Annotated in this window: 11 protein-coding genes and 1 pseudogene; 8 read left to right on the top strand and 4 right to left on the bottom strand. The window is 62.3% G+C overall.

The features are described from left to right. Positions 1–55 precede the first annotated feature (55 nt). A pseudogene (locus tag EJ075_RS31640) lies at positions 56–400 on the top strand (LacI family DNA-binding transcriptional regulator); the annotation flags it as partial. Between the two features lie 169 nt (positions 401–569). Here EJ075_RS31640 and EJ075_RS31635 read toward each other — a convergent pair. Beyond that, entirely contained in the window at positions 570–2,300 is a 1,731-nt protein-coding gene (locus EJ075_RS31635; protein ID WP_126107003.1) for an adenylate/guanylate cyclase domain-containing protein, read from the bottom strand. Between the two features lie 458 nt (positions 2,301–2,758). Between EJ075_RS31635 and EJ075_RS31630 the strand changes: the two genes are divergently transcribed. The 7 genes from EJ075_RS31630 (at position 2,759) to EJ075_RS31600 (ending at position 11,149) form a co-directional block, all read left to right on the top strand. Beyond that, positions 2,759–3,811 (top strand): LacI family DNA-binding transcriptional regulator, encoded by a 1,053-nt coding sequence (locus EJ075_RS31630; RefSeq protein ID WP_126107002.1) that lies wholly within the window; start codon positions 2,759–2,761, stop codon positions 3,809–3,811. 54 nt (positions 3,812–3,865) lie between these two features. Next, a complete protein-coding gene (locus EJ075_RS31625; protein WP_126107001.1) occupies positions 3,866–5,107 on the top strand; it encodes a sugar ABC transporter substrate-binding protein in 1,242 nt (413 codons plus the stop codon). A gap of 372 nt (positions 5,108–5,479) precedes the next feature. Then, entirely contained in the window at positions 5,480–6,406 is a 927-nt protein-coding gene (locus EJ075_RS31620) for a sugar ABC transporter permease (RefSeq protein ID WP_126107000.1), read from the top strand. Then, a complete protein-coding gene (locus EJ075_RS31615) occupies positions 6,406–7,263 on the top strand; it encodes a carbohydrate ABC transporter permease (protein ID WP_126106999.1) in 858 nt (285 codons plus the stop codon). Before EJ075_RS31620 ends, EJ075_RS31615 begins: the two co-directional genes overlap by 1 nt. 24 nt (positions 7,264–7,287) lie before the next feature. Beyond that, positions 7,288–9,258 carry a glycoside hydrolase family 127 protein gene (locus EJ075_RS31610; RefSeq protein ID WP_126106998.1) on the top strand — a complete coding sequence of 657 codons (1,971 nt, stop codon included), beginning with the start codon at positions 7,288–7,290 and terminating at the stop codon, positions 9,256–9,258. 108 nt (positions 9,259–9,366) lie between these two features. Then, complete coding sequence (locus tag EJ075_RS31605) at positions 9,367–10,530, top strand: hypothetical protein (protein WP_126106997.1); 1,164 nt, start codon at positions 9,367–9,369, stop codon at positions 10,528–10,530. Positions 10,531–10,537: 7 nt separating this feature from the next. After that, a complete protein-coding gene (locus EJ075_RS31600; protein ID WP_245458059.1) occupies positions 10,538–11,149 on the top strand; it encodes a hypothetical protein in 612 nt (203 codons plus the stop codon). Here EJ075_RS31600 and EJ075_RS31595 read toward each other — a convergent pair. Genes EJ075_RS31595 through EJ075_RS31585 form a run of 3 tightly spaced genes read right to left on the bottom strand, consistent with a single transcriptional unit; the run spans position 11,146 to position 13,319 of the window. Beyond that, entirely contained in the window at positions 11,146–11,586 is a 441-nt protein-coding gene (locus EJ075_RS31595; RefSeq protein WP_245458058.1) for a GtrA family protein, read from the bottom strand. The genes EJ075_RS31600 and EJ075_RS31595 overlap by 4 nt on opposite strands. After that, positions 11,579–12,271 (bottom strand): class I SAM-dependent methyltransferase, encoded by a 693-nt coding sequence (locus tag EJ075_RS31590; RefSeq protein WP_126106994.1) that lies wholly within the window; start codon positions 12,269–12,271, stop codon positions 11,579–11,581. The genes EJ075_RS31595 and EJ075_RS31590 overlap by 8 nt, the downstream gene beginning before the upstream one ends. Beyond that, positions 12,246–13,319 carry a glycosyltransferase family 2 protein gene (locus EJ075_RS31585; protein WP_126107528.1) on the bottom strand — a complete coding sequence of 358 codons (1,074 nt, stop codon included), beginning with the start codon at positions 13,317–13,319 and terminating at the stop codon, positions 12,246–12,248. The genes EJ075_RS31590 and EJ075_RS31585 overlap by 26 nt, the downstream gene beginning before the upstream one ends. Positions 13,320–13,363 lie beyond the last annotated feature (44 nt).

Below are 13,363 nucleotides of genomic sequence, written 5' to 3'. Positions count from 1 at the left end.
TGCCAGCGTCCGATCACTCCAGCGATTGACGGTTAGCCTCGACGTCGACGATTGGCTGTCGCCACAACCCGCCTTCACCAAGCCGGTCACCCTGCGTGAGGTGGCCTCCCTTGCCGGCGTCAGTGTCGCCACCGCCTCAAAAGCGCTGAACGGGCAGGGGCGGATGACCGCCGAGACGCGCGAGCGGATTCGCGAGACGGCGCAGCGGCTGGGCTTTCGCCCGAACAGCCTGGCGCAGAGCCTGTTGCGGCGGCGCTCCTTCACCGTCGGGCTGCTCACCAACGACACCTATGGCCGCTTTTCGCTGCCGGTGATGTCGGGCATCTCGGATGCGCTGGTCGACAAGGGCGTCTCGGTGTTTCTGTGCAATGTCGAGGACGACCAGCGCCTCGGCCAGCTGGCACCGCGACCACTGCTTCAAGCAGTGAAGCAGCGCTGGCGTGGGAGTGTGTTGGTAGGGAACGGCCGCCTCTGACCCTGCCCGTCGTTCGGTCATGCCACAAGGTTCCGCATCGGGTGGGGGCTTTTTTGCCTGTCCCCGATTGGATCTGGTCGTAGTTACGGGCTGGCTACAGGTGGGCAATACCCGCTTTCAGCAGTCCTTCGCGGACGTGCTGCGCATCAGCCTCCTGGGCATAGTGCAGGGTGGCGATAAATGAATCGAGGTCGAATTGGGGATCGAGCGTTCTGATCTTGCCTAGATGCGCCGTGGCCGCGATTTCGTCGCCGAGCCAGCCGTAGCAGGCAGCGGCGAAAGCGTGCTGAACCGAGTCCATAGTTGACAGATGCATGAAAGCTTCGATCGCCTCGCCATACTGGCGCGCGGCGAAATGCGCCTTTCCCAGATGGCTCCAGAACCTCTCCGGGTGGTGCGGGTTCAACTGCATTGCCTTGCGGATCCATTCAATTCCCTCTTCCGGCCTCCCCAGCCATGTCAATAACTCGCCTTGCTGCACCACCACGAGGTCGTAATTGGGATTGAGGGCGAGGGCGCGCTCTTGATGGTAGCGCGCTGTGGTCAGCTCATTGTTGTTCACGTTCACTGCGGCGAGGATGCGGTGGACATCGGCATCGTTGTCGTCCAGCGCCAGCGCCCTGTCCAGCGCTGCCATGATGTCGTTCCAGACGGCATCCCTGTCTTCGCACCAGTTATGGACCCAGGCCTGGCCAAGGATGCAGGCCCGCCAGGCATGGGCATGGGCATAATCGGGGTCGAGCGCGACGGCCCTGGCTATCAAGGTTTGCGCGCGTTCATTATCCGCAATCGTGCTTCGGTGATGCAGCACCTTGGCAGCAAGCACACATTCATAGGCGGCCATGTTTGCAGGTTTCGCCCGCGCGAGCTGGTCCCGCTGGGCCGCCTCGACACGACCGGGCAGCGTGGCTGCGATCGCCGCGGTCACCTCATCCTGAATCGCGAATATGTCGTCCAGCTTCCGGTCATATTTGTCTGCCCAGATATGAGCGTCATTCGCCGTGTCGATGAGCTGAACCGTCACGCGCACCCTGTCGCCGATCTTGCGGACGCTTCCCTCCACCAGGTATTGGACGTCGAGTTTCTCGGCCACTTCGCGCACATTCACGGCGCGGTTCTTGTAGACGAAGCTGGAATTGCGCGAGATGACGAACAGCTCATGGTGGCGGGACAGTTCGGTGATGATGTCCTCGGTCAGTCCGTCCGCGAAAAATTCCTGCTCGGGGTCGCCGCTCATGTTGTCGAATGGCAGCACCACTATCGAAGGTTTCGAAATGGATCGCTTTGCCTCGACTTCTGGCAGGACAGCACTGTCAAACCCAATGCGATAGAGGCGAACCGGGCGGCTGATGTTCTTTAACGTCTTCTCGCCCAGGTCCTCCATGGCAATTTCGAGACGGTCGGCAATTTGGGTCGCCACCGCTGCGGTCACGCAGATACCGCCGACGTCGGCGAGTTGCTCGATGCGCGAGGCAATATTGACGCCGTCGCCGAAAATGTCGTCATCGTCGAAAATGATGTCGCCGAGATTTATGCCGATCCTGAATTCGATACGCCGTTCTTGCGGCACATCCGAATTGCGCCGTTTCATGCGCTGTTGGATTTCCACGGCGCATTTCACGGCATCGGTCACGCTCTGGAACTCAACGAGCATGCCGTCTCCGGTGGTCTTGATGATCCGGCCCTTGTTCTTCGCGATGGCGGGATCGACCAGTTCTATGCGATGGGTCCGAAGGCGTGCGAGCGTGCCGGATTCATCGGCCTCCATTAGCCGACTGTAGCCCGCCATATCGGCAGCCAGAATTGCGGCTAGTCTCTGTTCCATCGCTTGAACCAAAAACCAAGCCTATCCTTCCTGGGCTGCCAAAGCCAGCAATTTGGGCTTGTGGCTGAATCAAGAGGTCTTCCTGCCGCAGCAGCAAGAAAGGGCGGATCAGAACCTTCCGCCTTCCGCAAGGTGGCTGCGAACTCGATCGCATCAATGGCGGGAGGGATCCGCGCGGCGTCAGACCGGAAACGTCCGATATGAACACGGACCATAGTGGCTGCACTCGCTGACGCCTGCAAATGGCGCAAAGCGGTCGTAGATCACGGCACGTAGCAGAAATCTTAGACACGCCCAAAACCAAATCTATCCCTCTTGCCATCCCCACATCCTTCCCCTAATCTCCCTCTGAGAAAACCTTTTCCCAAACCGCCCCGCATCCGCTGACCTCACCAATCAGCGCCTCGCAGGCCAACAAGAGAAAACCTTTTCCCAGCTAAGGAAATATGCCGCGCACCATGGCATCCGACGCCCAGCCAGTCTTCACCAAGCCAGTCACCCTCCGCGAGGTGGCAGCGCTCGCCGGCGTCAGCGTCGCCACGGCCTCAAAGGCGCTGAACGGGCAGGGGCGGATGACGGCCGAGACGCGCGAGCGGATTCGCGAGACGGCGCAGCGGCTGGGCTTTCGCCCGAACAGCCTGGCTCAGAGCCTGTTGCGCCGGCGCAGCTTCACCGTCGGCTTGTTGACCAACGACACCTATGGCCGGTTTTCGCTGCCGGTCATGTCGGGTATTTCGGATGCGCTGGTCGACAAGGGCGTCTCGGTGTTTCTCTGCAATGTCGAGGATGACCAGCGTCTCGGCCAGCTGCATGTCGATGCCATGCTCGACAAGCGCGTCGACGGCATCATCGCCACCGGCAAGCGCATCGATCGCCATCTGCCGGTCGACCTCGCCAATCTGCGCATTCCCGTGATCTATGCCTTCACCCAGCCCGATCCCGGCGCCATCGCTTTTGTGTCTGATGATGCCGGCGGCGCGCGCCTGGCGGTCGAGCACTTTTGGCGGCTTGGGCGCCGCCGCATCGCCCATGTCACCGGGCCGGCGAGTTTTGCGGTGGTGCACGCGCGGGCGCAGGCCTATCGTGACGTGCTGACCGAGAAAGGCTTGCCGGTCATGGAACCATTGCTCGGATCGTGGTCGGAAGCGTGGGGTCACGAGGCGGTGAAGACGCTCTTCGACGGCAAGCTGTCGAAGGGTGGGCACGAAAAACCCGATGCCGTCTTTTGCGGCAACGACCAGATCGCGCGCGGCGTCATCGACGCGCTGCGCGAGCGCGGGCTTGATGTGCCCGACGATGTCGGCGTCATCGGGTTCGACAATTGGCAGATCGTGGCCGAGGCAACCCGCCCGCCGCTGACCTCCGTCGACATGAACCTGGCGGCACTCGGGCGCGAGGCCGGTCTTACGCTTCTTTCGCTCGTCGGCGGCGAACCCGCCGAGCCGGGCATTCGAAAACTGCCGTGCCGGCTGGTGGTGCGTCAGTCATGCGGCCGTCCGCCGGACGGCTGAGCCAAAAGCGCTGCGCGGGGAGCGCGGCCGAAGCAAAACCATGAGGAGGAGAACATGAGAACTATGATTGCCGGGCTCGCTATTGCCGCAAGCATCCTGAGCTTTCCGTCCGCCGCTGCGGAGACCGCGAACATCTGGGTTCGCGCCGACGGCTCGAACTTCATGCCGCGCATCGTCGACGCCTTCAACAAGGGGCATGAGAACCAGGTCAAGCTGGACATCATCCCCAATGCCGAGATCATCCCGAAATACGGCGCCGCTGCCGCCGGCGGCACCGCACCCGACGCGCTCTCGCTCGACCTGATCTACACGCCGTCCTTCGCTGCCGCCGGCCAGTTGGAGGACATCACCGACTGGGCGAAATCGCTGCCTTATTTCAACAGCCTGTCGCCGGCGCACGTGAAGACCGGCACCTACAAGGACCGCATCTACGGGCTGCCGTTCTCCGCAGATAGCTCGGTGCTGATCTGGAACAAGAAGCTGTTCAAGCAGGCCGGCCTCGACCCCGAAAAAGGCCCGACCAATTGGGCCGAGATCGAAGCCTATGCCGAGAAGGTCAACGCGCTCGGCGGCGACATCAAGGGCTTCTATTTCTCCGGCAATTGCGGCGGCTGCAACATCTTCACCTTCACGCCGCTGATCTGGGCCTCGGGCGGCGACATCCTCACCGAGGACGGCTCGAAGGCGACGCTCGACAGCCCGCAGCTGCGCGGCGCGATCGACCTCTACCGCTCGATGGTCAAGAAGGATCTGGTGCCGGCAGGCGCGCAGACCGACACTGGCTCCAACTTCTTTGCCGCCTTCGCTGGCGGCAACATCGGCATCTCGCCGTCCGGCGCCTTCGCCATCGGCGCGCTGAACACCCAGTACCCAGACATCGACTATGGCGTCACCTTCCTGCCTGGCAAGGATGGCGGCTGGTCGTCCTTTGCCGGCGGTGACAATTTCGTCGTCACCAAGGGCACCGCGAAGGTCGCGGTGGTGAAGGAGTTCCTCGATTTCGCCTATTCGCTCGAAGGCCAGACCATCCTGGCGAAATACGGCAGCCTTCCCGTGCGCGGCGACATCGCCAATGAGGCGTTGAAAGACCTCGACCCGCGCTACAAGGTCGCCGCAGAGGCCATGGCCAAGGGCCGCACGCCCTATTCGGTGGTGTTCAACGATCTGATCAACTCCGCCAACGGTCCGTGGAACCAGATGGTCAACGAGGTCTTCTTCGGCGAAGACGTCGACGGCGCCATCGCCAATGCGCAGGAAACCATGCAGTCGATCATCGACTCGGCGCCGCAGCAGTAGGCGCCGGCTACCTCCCCCTTGAGGGGAGGTCGGACCGCAGGTCCGGGTGGGGTCGTTGCGGCAGTGCTCGACGTTCTTTTCTGTCGGCGCGCGTCAGAGAGGACCCCACCCCCGGCCTTCGGCCGGACCCTCCCCTCGAGGGGGAGGGGGACGCAGCGCTAGTGGAAGAACAGGCATGACCTTAATCGCTACAACCACCCGGCGGATGAGCGCCAGCCCCACCTCCCCCTTGAGGGGAGGTCGGACCGCAGGTCCGGGTGGGGTCGTCTGCGAAGTGCTCGACGTTCTTTTTCGTCGGCGCGCTGCACGCAGGACCCCACCCCCGGCCTTCGGCCGGACCCTCCCCTCGAGGGGGAGGGGGGACGTAGAGCCATGACCTCCATCGCAGCAATCACCGCCCCAGCGCGTCGCCGCAAACTGGTCGGCGCCGGCCGCCGGCAGTGGGTCGGCCTGCTCTATGTCGCGCCGGCCGTCGCCCTCGTCGTCGTCTTCTTCATCATCCCGCTCGGCATGACGGCGTGGATGTCGCTGCACAACTGGCCGCTGATGGGCGCGCACTCCTTCATTGGCCTCGACAATTACTGGGCGATCCTGCGCGATACCAGGTTCTGGAACGCGCTGCGTTTCACCGGCTACTACACGGTGATCGTCACCATCGCGATCTTCGTCGTCGCCTTTCCGCTGGCGCTGTTCATCGAACGACCGCGGCAGATGACCGGCTTCTACCGGACGTCCTTCTTCATGCCGGCCGTCATTGGGTTCGCCTCGGCCAGCCTGCTCTGGTCGTGGCTGCTCAATGTCGATTCCGGCCTGTTCAGCCCCGCCGCCTTCGAGCTCGGCCTGACCGAGAAGAAGGTCAATCTGCTGGCGACCTTCCAGCCGGCGTTCTGGTCGATCATCGCCATGGTCGTCTGGAAGGTGGCCGGCTTCACCATGATCATCCTGATGACCGGTCTGCAATCCATCCCGCCGGATCTGCAGGAGGCGGCGATGATCGATGGGGCAGGGCCGCTGGCGCGGTTTCGCGCCATCACCCTGCCGCTGATGCGCCGCACGCTGGCGCTGGCGCTGATTCTCTCGGTTGCCGGCTCGGTGCTCGCCTTCGACCAGTTCTACATCATCCTGCGCGGCGGGCCGCGCAACCAGACGCTGACCGCCGTCTATTGGATTTTCAACCAGTCATTCGTGTCGTTCAAACTCGGCTACGGCGCCGCCCTGTCGATGATCCTGCTGGTCATCCTGGTCGCGCTCAGCCTCATCCAGCTGCGGCTGCTGCGCCAACCCGAGGGAATTGACTGATGGCGCAGGCACGCAGCCGCAAACGACGCATCGGCATGCAGATTGCCGAGCACGCGACGGGCATCGTTGCCTCGCTGCTGTTCCTGGCGCCGATCGTCTGGACGGTGCTTTCGGCGTTCAAGCCGGCGCAGGAGTCGCGCCAGCCGCCGCTGCCGCCCTGGCCGACGACGGGGTTTTCGGTCGAGAACTACGCCACGCTCAACACCTTCGGCGATGGGCTGTGGCTGCCGGCGCAAAACAGCATCTATGTCTCTGTCATGACGGTGGTGCTGTCGGTGATTGTCAGCGTGCTGGCCGGCTACGGTTTCTCGCGCTTCCGCTTTCCGCTGAAGAACCTGCTCTTCGTCGTCATCCTGTCGACGATCATGATCCCGTTCCAGTCGATCCTGACCCCGATCTTCCTGGTGCTGACCAAGATCGGCCTGCACAACACGCTGACGGGACTGGTCTGCGTCTATGTCACGCTGCAGCTGCCGTTCTCGATCTTCATGATGCGCAACGCCTTCGACGCGGTTCCGCGCGAGATCGAGGAAGCCGCCCGCATGGACGGCGCCAACAACGTCACCATGCTGCTCAGCGTGATGCTGCCGCTGGTCTGGCCGGGCATCGTCACCATAGCGCTGTTCGCGTTCTTAGGCGCCTGGAACGAGTTTTTGGCAGCGCTCGTGCTGATGACGGACCAGTCCAAATTCACGCTGCCGATCATGATGACGGCGCTTCAGTCCGGCCGCTTCGGCGCCATCGACTGGGGCGCGGTGCAGGCCGGCGTCACCGTGATGATGGTGCCATGCCTGGTGCTCTTCCTGTTGCTGCAGCGCTTCTACATCCGCGGCCTCATGGCAGGGGCCGTGAAGTGATCCCTATTCGAACGGAGTAAATTGATGACCGCATCGCAATCCGCTAAGCCGAAGCTCGCCTTCCGTCCGCTGCCGGTGCCACAGGTCGATATCAGGGGCTTTTGGGGCGACCGCGTCGATGCAGTCGCCACCAGGACCGCCGATATCCTCTATGACCGCTGCGTCGAGGCGCGCATGCTCGAGCAGATCGACCCGGACCGGCCATCGCCCGGCGTCGTCATTCCGTTCCACTCCCCATCGCCGGACGAGGCAGCCGCCGCCGGCAACGAGTTCACCGGCTCGACGGTGACGACCCAGATGTTCTGGGACAGCGACTGGGGCAAGACGATCGAGACCGCCGCCTATTCGCTTTATCGCCGCCGCAATGACGAGCTGGAGAAGAAGGTCGACGCCGTCATCGACATGTACGGCAAGCTGCAGCAGCCCGACGGTTATCTCTCCAGTTGGTACCAGCGCATCCAGCCCGGCTTGCGCTGGACCAATCTGCGCGATTGCCACGAGCTCTATTGCGCCGGCCATCTGATCGAAGGCGCGGTCGCCTACTACCAGGCCACGGGAAAACGCAAGCTGCTCGACATCATGTGCCGCTATGCCGACCACATCGCCGAGACGTTCGGTCCCGAGGCCGGCAAGAAGAAGGGCTATTGCGGCCACGAGGAGATCGAGCTGGCGCTGGTCAAGCTCGCGCGGGTCACCGGCGAGCAAAAGTATATGGACCTGGCAAGGTACTTCATCGATCAGCGCGGCCTTGAGCCGCATTATTTCGACGAGGAGGCGCTGGCCCGCGGCGCGGACCCAAAAGCCTATCATTTCAAGACCTACGAATACAGCCAGTCGCACAAGCCGGTGCGCGATCAGGACAAGGTTGTGGGCCATGCGGTGCGGGCAATGTATCTCTATTCCGGCATGGCCGATATCGCGACCGAATATGGCGACGACACGCTGCGGGTGGCGCTCGACCGGCTGTGGGACGATCTCATGACCAAGAACCTCTACGTCACCGGCGGCCTCGGCCCATCGTCGCACAATGAGGGCTTTACATCAGACTACGACCTGCCCAATGAAACCGCCTATGCCGAGACCTGCGCTTCGGTCGGACTGGTGTTCTGGGCCAGCCGCATGCTCGGCATGGGCCCCGATGCCCGCTACGCCGACATGATGGAGAGGGCGCTCTACAACGGCTCGATTTCAGGCCTGTCGCTCGACGGCTCGCTGTTCTTCTATGAAAATCCGCTGGAAAGCCGGGGGAAGCACAACCGCTGGAAATGGCATCGCTGCCCCTGCTGCCCGCCCAATATCGGGCGCATGGTCGCCTCGATCGGCAGCTACTTTTATGGCCTCTCGGACGACGCGCTGGCGATCCACCTCTATGGCGACAGCACGGCCCGCTTCGAGATATCAGGCCGGCAGATTGAGCTGATCCAGACCAGCAACTATCCATGGGACGGCGCGGTCTCGATCACGATCGAACCCGAGGCGCCGACCGAGTTCACCTTGCACCTGCGCCTGCCGGCCTGGTGCCGCAAGGCGGCGCTCAAGGTGAACGGGGAGGCAGTCGATCTGGATGATGTAACCAGCGACGACTACGCCGCAATCCGCCGCGAATGGCGCAAGGGCGACAAGGTGGAACTCGATCTCGAAATGGCGGTCAACCGCCTCTATGCCAACCCGCAGGTGCGGCAGGATATCGGCCGCGTCGCGCTCGCCCGCGGTCCGCTGATCTATTGCGTCGAGGAGACCGACAATGCCGGCCAGTTGCACCGCATCGCCTTGCCACGCACGGCAAAGATCGAGGCGCGTGAGGAGCCCAACCTTTTGGGCGGCGTCGTAACGCTCTCGGTAGATGCCGAGAAAGAAGCCTTTGAAAACTGGGAAGACGGGCTCTATCGCACCGAACCGCCGGCGGTGGAGGAGACGAACGTCACCGCCGTTCCCTATTTCGCCTGGGACAACCGCGATCCCGGCGAGATGCTGGTTTGGCTGAGAAGCTCCTGATCCGCGACGCGGATCTTGAGCCGACGAAAGGCATGTCTTGAATTTGCCACGACAGCGCTAATTTAGAGGAGAGAGTGGCGCCAGCCACTCGTATGGGTGGAGGCAGAGTTGGCGCTCGAAGATGTCGCGCGTCCGAGCGCCGGCGGTCGCTCTATAGCCGTAGCCGTCGCGGCGGTGCCGCTCCTTTTCGTCGTCAGCGGGTTAGCCATTCGCTATGCGGCATTTGCTTCGGTATCGGAGGAATCGGGTTTCGCGGCTTATGCCCGTGCGCTCTGCCGGTGGGATTGCGCCTGGTACATTGATATCAGCGAACAAGGTTACGAACGCTTTCCCATTCCAAACCAGAGCAATGTCGGTCGCTGGGGCTTCTTTCCACTCTATCCGATGCTGATGGCGGCGATCCGGGTTGTTTTCCCTTTCCAGACGATACTGGTCGCGACCGTCACCTCCATTGTTTGCAGCTACGCCGCCTGTCTGGTGGCATGGCCGCTGCTGGAGAAGAACATGCGGGCCTATGTCCTGTATTGCGCCTTTCTGCTCAGCGGTCCGTTCTCCTTCCATTTCACCACGTTCCTGACCGAACCACTTTTCGTGCTCCTGACCTCGTGCGTTTTTCTGGCGCTCAAGCGCTCCAGCTATCTCGCCGCGGGCGTTTCATCCGCATTGCTGTCGGCGACGAGGCTCGTCGGGGTCCTCGTCGTATTTGCGACCGTCATTCAAATGTTCAGGGAACACCGCCAGCGGGGCGGATCGACGCTGTCTTTCCCACGCTGGGTGCTTGGCCGGCCGGATCTGCTCGTCGCTATCTTCATCTCGCCAGCCGGTTTGTTCGCTTACATCCTGTTTCTTTATCTTACGGTCGGGGACGGCTTTGCGTTCTTGCACGTCCAGCGCGCGTTCGGACGGGTAGCGGGCAATCCGCTCGTCTTTCTATGGGACGGGCTCTCTGCCGTTCCGGCCACAGGATGGCTGCCCACGGCGCCGCAGTGGAGCGCGCTAGCCGCAATCGCCGGACTGGCGCTGTCGGCGGGCCTGGCGGCTCGCAGGCAATATGGCGCTGCGCTGTTCTGCGCGCTCTGCATCATCCTGCCACTGATCACCAACCTGGCCTCGATGGTCAGGTACGTCATTGGGCTTGCGCCTCTGACAATGTTGCTGGCCGTCCTGCTGTCGGCGTCGAGGCTGACTTACCTAGCGGCTTTGGTTCTCTTCCTGTGCGCCTGTTATTTCATGACTGCGGCGTGGATCGGGGGCTACCTTGCCCTGGTCTGACACTCTAGTGCCTTACAGACGCGCCGCCTGGCTCAGCGGCTACGCGTTCGCGGCGGTTCTGGCCGGGTCCGAAATCGTCATCCTTGCGCTTGCTCTCAATCCGAACGTCAACGCCGACTATCGCGCCTATTACATCGATAAAACGACCACGTGCCTCAACCGCGATGCCATCGGCAGCTACACACTTGGCGAGACGGTATCGTTCCGCAGCGACGGCGCCAAACGGGCAGCCAGCATAAAGGTCTGCGGCTGGTCGGGGTCGGCAGGCGACGGCACCCATTCGCTGGGCGAGACCTCGCGGCTTCGCCTGGAGATACCGCCGCTCGGTCACGGCTTGGCTGCCACGCTGCAAATGGCCGCCGTCATTCGGCCACCACAGATCACGCAGAGGGTGGTGATCTCGGTGAACGGGGTTCGGGCGCAGGCGGTGACGCTGTCTGGCAAAGAACCACGGATGGTTACGTTCATCATTCCACCGGCGGCTCTCGGCAAGACCGATACACTCGACATCGCCTTCGACTATCTCGACGGCATTCCGCAAACTCCGGCCGCCAGCAACATCTACAAGCGCTCCATCAAGATGGTGTCGTTCCGGCTCGATGCCATTGACACGGATTAGGTGGAGCGGTCGCTTTGCCGGCCGGGTCCTCGCTGCGCGAAAACCCATCGGTCGAGCATGAGAAGATTGACCGCTGGAATAAGCAAACATGTAACCAGAACGGCGATGATGGGCGGCAGGCCGAGTTTCATCGTCAAAAGTGCCGGCACCGCATAAGCCATGCCGAAGCCTGTCGCCGTCAGCAGGAGAAAACGCGCAGCTTCCGATCGATGCGATCCGCTCGACATGAAGGTTACCGATTTGTGCGCGAGATACGAAAACACGGCTGCCGCGGCGTAAGCCGCAAGCGACGCCTGGATGGGCGTGACGCCGATCCATTCCGATTTGATCAAGACGGTAGCCAGGACAGCATAAAGGATCGTCGCAGCGATGCCGACCAGCCCGAAGCGCGCCAGCAGCTTCAGCCCGGCACCGGCGGTCGAACGGCCCTTAGACATGCGCGCTGCACGCATACTGGGCCCCGAGCGGTAGAGGAGCAAGCAGGCGCTCGAGTCTTCTGGCGAAGGGCCTGGCCGAGGGCAGCAGCAGGAAATGCTCGGATCGGATATCGCTGAAGCCCGTCTCTTGGAAGAGGGACCTTGCTTTGGCGGCGTTGAGCAGAACCGCGTCCTGGTCGAACGGGCACCGCAACACCGCAAGACGCGTCAGCGGATTATAGGGATTGTGCTCGATGATGCAGGCGACGCCGCCCGGCCGTATGACGCGCCGCATTTCCCGGAAGAAATCGAGCCAGGAGACGGGCGGAACGTGATGGACGACGCAACTGGCGAAAGCCAGATCGAACGCGCCGTCCTCATAAGGCAAGCGCAGCGTGATGCACGCGCGATAGGTCACACCTGGATTGTCCCGGCCGGCGCGCAGGATCGATTCCTCCGAGACGTCGCAGCCATCCAGGCTTTCGAACGCGCCTTCGAGATAAGGGTGGAGCGACCCGACGCCACAACCGACGTCCAGCGCCCGCACACTCCCACCGCCCTGCCGAAGCCTTCGCTCGACCACAAGGCGCCGCAGCAGGTCGGCCTTGGCGGTCAGAAAGAAGTCGTGCCTGAGGCCGGAAAACCGGATGGATCCTGCGACCGCCTCGCCATAATTTGATTTATAGCTGTCGAAGAGTTCGGCCATCAGCCGAGGCTCCATTCCTGGGCTTTCGGATCGAACGACGGCTCTCACCAAGGGGGGCGGCACGCATCGCCTTATCGAAGCCGGTGACCCGATCGATCACGTAAAGCGGACGGCGTTTCACCTCGGCGTGGATACCGCCGACATAAAGTCCGACCACGCCGGTCATGAAAAGATTGATGCCGCAAAGAAGCGACACGATCACCACGGTGGATGTCCAGCCGGCAATGATGCCGGTTTCAAAAATCCAGGCGAAGATGGCATAAGCACCGAACACTGCCGCAAGCGCGGAAATGGCCAATCCGCCCCACAGCGCCATGCGCAGCGGCTTCTCGGAGAAGCTGACGATGCCGTGAACGGCAAGGTGCATCATCTTCCAGAATGGGTATTTGGTCTGGCCAAGGGTCCGCGCGGGGCGTTCGAAAGGCACCGCCGTCTGCCTGAATCCCATCCAGGCGAACATGCCCCTGACGAAACGGTCATGTTCGGGCATTTGCTTGAAGGTTTCCAGAGCCTTACGGCCAACCAGGCGAAAATCGCCGACGTCGCGCGGGATGTCGACCGACGTCATTTTCTCCAGCAGACGGTAGAAGAGACTCGCCGTAATGCGCTTGAACCAGGATTCGCCCTCACGCTTGACGCGGCGGGCATAGACGATCTCGAAACCTTCCTTCCACTTCGCCACCAGATCGAGAACCACCTCCGGCGGGTCTTGCAGGTCGGCATCCATGACGATGACTGCATCACCCGCAGCCGCGTCCATGCCGGCCGTGATCGCGACCTGGTGGCCGAAATTGCGGGAAAGCTCGATCAGCCGGAAGCGCGGCTCGACGGCGACCACGTTCCGAAGGTATTCGACGCTCCCATCAAGGCTTCCATCATCGACGAAGATCGCCTCAGCCTCTCCGTCCAACCGGCAGATCAGGGAGCTGATCCGCTCGATCAGTCGAGGCAGGACCTGCTCTTCATTGTATATGGGAAGGACCAACGAGTACCGTGGCGGCGACACGTTCACCGCAGTCCTGATGCTTTGGATCACAGAGTCTCGCATGCGGTTGAAAATGGAACGCAAGCTACAAAGTTCCCAAGGTACAC

The organism is Mesorhizobium sp. M6A.T.Cr.TU.016.01.1.1 (assembly GCF_003952585.1).
GTDB lineage: Bacteria > Pseudomonadota > Alphaproteobacteria > Rhizobiales > Rhizobiaceae > Mesorhizobium > Mesorhizobium mediterraneum.
This window is presented reverse-complemented; position numbering and strand designations above follow the sequence as displayed.